Annotated in this window: 2 protein-coding genes; both read right to left on the bottom strand. The window is 40.2% G+C overall.

Annotated elements, in window-relative coordinates; all coding sequences use genetic code 11:
- On the bottom strand, nt 1–1,081 hold a 1,081-nt coding region (locus WB217_RS16680; RefSeq protein WP_423994399.1), incomplete at its 3' end, for an ABC transporter substrate-binding protein.
- Between the two features lie 163 nt (nt 1,082–1,244).
- Nucleotides 1,245–2,402: a homogentisate 1,2-dioxygenase gene (locus WB217_RS16675; RefSeq protein WP_423994398.1), complete on the bottom strand. Its 1,158-nt coding sequence runs from the start codon at nt 2,400–2,402 to the stop codon at nt 1,245–1,247.
- Nucleotides 2,403–2,470: the final 68 nt, after the last annotated feature.

Genomic DNA, 2,470 nt, shown 5'->3' with positions numbered 1-2,470 from the left:
GATTGAACACACCTGTAACACCAATAACATTCTCTAATTTCTCTAAATTGTCTCTGATAGAATCCCTTGTCACTTCATCTCCAGATTTGTCGATAGCTTTAGAGATTAGCAGCATTGCATCGTATGCCATGCCATCAATTGGGCTTGCCCCATGTTTAGTATTCGCTTCAAATTCCTTAACATATTTAGAGATGATGTCTTTTTGAACATCGTCAGCTTCTATTTGATCAGAGACCCACACCTTACCTGCAGCTACATATGTTCCTTCTGCTGCCTCTTTTCCAGCAAGTTCAACAAATGCATTCGATCCTGCTCCTGCTGGGTAGATAAGCATATTATCCATTTTCAACTCCCAGTAGTTGCGGTTGACGATTGATGCAGCCGGCGGGATTGACCATACTACAATCGCATCTGGGTTCATGCCTTTAATTTTCGTTAACTGTGGCTTCATGTCTTTATCGCCCATCCCAAACTTTTCAACAGCAACGATGTTGATTCCGTTGTCCTTTGCTACTTTTTCAAAGGTTTTCAATCCGCTCTCTCCATAAGCATTGTTCAATGCCATGAATGCGATATTCTTTTTATTTTCTTTCTTTAAAAGTTCGATAATACTAACTGAGATATCTTCATTATCAACAGGTGTTTTAAACACCCAGTGGCGTTCCTCAGCCGGAGAAGAAATCGCATCACCTGAACCTACAGAAACAACTGGAACTTTACTTTTTTCAATATAAGGAAGTAGAGGCATAGTAGTTGGCGTTGTACCGCCTCCAATAATTGCGACAACTTTATCCTGTTCCACTAGCTTTTTCGTAACGACTAGAGATTGCGTTTCGCTAGATTCATTGTCATATACAACAAGCTCGATTTTTTTGCCATTGATGCCGCCATCATCATTAATCTCTTTTACTAGCAATTCAATCGCGTCTTTTTGCGGCACTCCCCAAACAGCTGCAGCACCAGATAACTCAAGATTGACACCAATTTTTATGGCATCACCTTTGCCACTCGTTTTTTCATTACAGGCCGCAAGACTAAATACTAATAGCATACTGATCATTAAGGTCAACCATTTTTTCATTTTTTTCTCCCCCAATTTATATTTGCTACTACCTATGTGCTCGGCTTTTTTTGTATGCCTCAAATATTCTTCTGGTTGCAACCTTTTTGTTAGAATTTATAGAAAATTGTAACAACACGCACTTTTATTGTAAAGGCTTACATTTCTAAATGATATAAAAATTTTACTTAATATTCCAGCTGTATTTATAGTCTCGATCCTCGATCTCATGGGCAGTTTTTAAAACTTTCAGTGGCTTGAAGGTATCAATCATAACAGCTAATTCAAGTGTTTCTTTCTTTCCAATACTAGCTTCGATTTTCCCCGGATGCGGTCCATGCGGGATTCCTAAAGGATGTAATGTGATTGAACCTTCTTCAACGCCCTTTCGGCTCATGAAATTGCCTTCAACATAGTAAAGTACCTCATCACTATCTACATTGCTATGATAATATGGTGCCGGAATCGCCTCTGGATGATAATCATAGAGTCGAGGCACAAACGAGCAAATCACAAAGTTATGTCCTTCAAATGTCTGGTGGACGGGTGGCGGCTGATGGATGCGGCCAGTAATCGGTTCAAAATCTTCCACATTGAATGTGTAAGGAAATAGATATCCATCCCATCCAACAACATCTAATGGATGATGATGGTAGAGATGTGAATGCATGTAGCCCCTTGATTTCGTCCTGACAACAAATTCCCCTGTTTCGGTATAAGTTGCTAATGTTTGTGGACCATGAATGTCTCTTTCACAAAATGGGCTATGCTCTAGCAGCTGGCCAAACTCATTTCGATATCGCTTCGGTGATGTAATCCAGCTGGTGGTTTCAATCACTAGCAATTTTGTTTCGCCTTGATCTGGTGTTAGCTTATAAATGGTTCCAACCGGAATGACAATGTAGTCGCCTGGGCGATATGGGAGCGTACCAAACATCGTTTCCACTTTACCGTTGCCATGATGAACAAACAACACCTCATCACCATCGCTGTTTCGATAAAAGAAATCCATTTCTTTGTCCGGACTGACAATGCCAATTATCAGGTCATCATTACCTAGTACATACTCCCTCCCAGATACAGCATCATTTTTCTTTGTGAGTTTACTAGTTTTAAAATGCCGGTGACTTAGGGCCTCCTGTTCTTCGTATTCCAGTTTTACTTTTCCTAATAGCGTTGCTTCGACCATTTGTGTAGGCGGGTTATGATGGTACAAAATTGATTGAAGACCGGAAAACCCTTTAGTCCCCATCACTTGCTCTCTAAAAAGCGCCCCGTCCTCCTTTTTAAAAACGGTATGCCTTTTCCGTGGTATTTTCCCCATACTTTTATAGTAAGGCATGAGTTGATTCCTCCTTTGCTTTCATTATCAAAGTCAATTAGCTTTTTATAGTCGTATATTCACTAGAC

The organism is Mesobacillus sp., assembly GCF_049588175.1.
GTDB lineage: Bacteria > Bacillota > Bacilli > Bacillales > Cytobacillaceae > Mesobacillus.
Note: the sequence above shows the minus strand (reverse complement) of the source record. Positions and strands in the feature narration are given on the sequence as shown.

Excerpts from the sequence above, each read along its gene's own strand:
- WB217_RS16675 (WP_423994398.1), bottom strand. The coding sequence starts at position 2,402 with ATGCCTTACTATAAAAGTATGGGGAAAATACCACGGAAAAGGCATACC.